The sequence below is a fragment of the Spongiactinospora gelatinilytica genome (assembly GCF_003236385.1).
Taxonomy (GTDB): domain Bacteria; phylum Actinomycetota; class Actinomycetes; order Streptosporangiales; family Streptosporangiaceae; genus Spongiactinospora; species Spongiactinospora gelatinilytica.
Genome location: NZ_POUA01000699.1, coordinates 1 through 1,578 on the forward strand (window position 1 = coordinate 1; position 1,578 = coordinate 1,578).

Annotated in this window: 1 protein-coding gene; it reads left to right on the forward strand. The window is 68.1% G+C overall.

Going from position 1 to position 1,578, the window contains the following annotated elements; genetic code table 11:
• The first annotated feature begins 143 nt into the window (after positions 1-143).
• Positions 144-1,166: a class II fructose-bisphosphate aldolase gene (fbaA, locus tag C1I98_RS38715; protein ID WP_111172165.1), complete on the forward strand. Its 1,023-nt coding sequence runs from the start codon at positions 144-146 to the stop codon at positions 1,164-1,166.
• Positions 1,167-1,578: the final 412 nt, after the last annotated feature.

The following is a 1,578-nucleotide window of genomic DNA, read 5'->3' on the forward strand; positions in this document are numbered from 1 at the left end:
CGTCCAGGTTGTCCACAGGGGTGGGGTCCGCCTACCCGGGAAGGGCGCTGACCCGCGATACTGGCCAGACGGGCACAACAGCCGCACTCTCCGTGGCCTGCCCGCCGAAAACCCGTAAACCGCCGTCTCCAGGGAGATGACCGATGCCTATCGCAACGCCCGAGGTCTACGCCGAGATGCTCGACCGGGCCAAGGCGGGCGGATTCGCCTATCCGGCGATCAACGTGACCTCGTCGCAGACCCTCAACGCCGCGCTGCGCGGTTTCGCGGAGGCCGAGAGTGACGGCATCGTCCAGGTCTCCACCGGCGGCGCGGAGTTCCTGTCCGGCGCGACCGTCAAGGACATGGTCACCGGCGCGGTCGCGCTGGCCGAGTACGCCCGCGTGGTCGCCGCCAAGTACCCGGTGACGGTGGCCCTGCACACCGACCACTGCCCGAAGAACAAGCTCGACGGCTTCATGCGCCCGCTGATCGACGTCTCCGCCGAGCGTGTCGCCAAGGGCCAGGACCCGCTGTTCCAGTCCCACATGTGGGACGGCTCGGCCGTCCCGCTGGACGAAAACCTGCAGATCGCCGCCGAGCTGCTGGAGAAGTGCGCCGCCGCCCGGATCATCATGGAGATGGAGATCGGCGTCGTCGGCGGTGAGGAGGACGGCGTCGTCGGCGAGATCAACGAGAAGCTCTACACCACCGCAGAAGACGCCCTTGCCACCGCCGAGGCGGTCGGCGTCGGCGACCGCGGCCGCTACATGCTGGCCGCCACCTTCGGCAACGTCCATGGCGTCTACAAGCCGGGCCACGTCAAGCTGCGCCCCAGCGTGCTGAAGGAGATCCAGGACGCGGTGGGTGCCAAGCACGGCAAGGACAAGCCGTTCGACCTGGTCTTCCACGGCGGGTCGGGCTCGCTGCTGAGCGAGATCCATGAGGCGATCTCCTACGGCGTGGTGAAGATGAACATCGACACCGACACCCAGTACGCCTTCACCCGGCCGATCGCCGACCACATGTTCAAGAACTACGACGGTGTGCTGAAGGTCGATGGCGAGGTGGGCAACAAGAAGGCCTACGACCCGCGCTCCTACGGCAAGGCCGCCGAGGCCGCGATGGCCGCCCGGGTGGTCGAGGCCTGCCAGAACCTCAAGTCGGCCGGCACCAGGCTCTCCTGACCGCGGTCTCCTTGCTGCTACGGGCGGCGGGCCGGGGGCCATCCCTCTTCCCGCCGCCCCAAGCTTGAAGAAAACCCGAAACGGGCCACATACGACCGCAAGCCCGGCGAGGCGTTCGCGAGGGAGCGCAAGTCGGCCCGGTACCGGACCACCGTCAAGAACGGCCTGAGCCGCAACGGGCCCGTCCGGGAGATTCCTGGTCTCGGTGAGGGCGCCTTTTCCCAGGTCACCGAAGTGAAAATGGGGTCTCAGCACTCACGCGGCGGCCAGGTGTGGTTCCTCACCGGTCAGCGCTCGTGGTGAACGCGGCGTGGCCTCGCACGCGACCTGTTGGGGACGCGGGCGAGGCCACGGTGTACCTGGGCAGAGGTGTCGGGCTCAGGCCGTTCTTGACGGTGGTCCGGTACCGGGC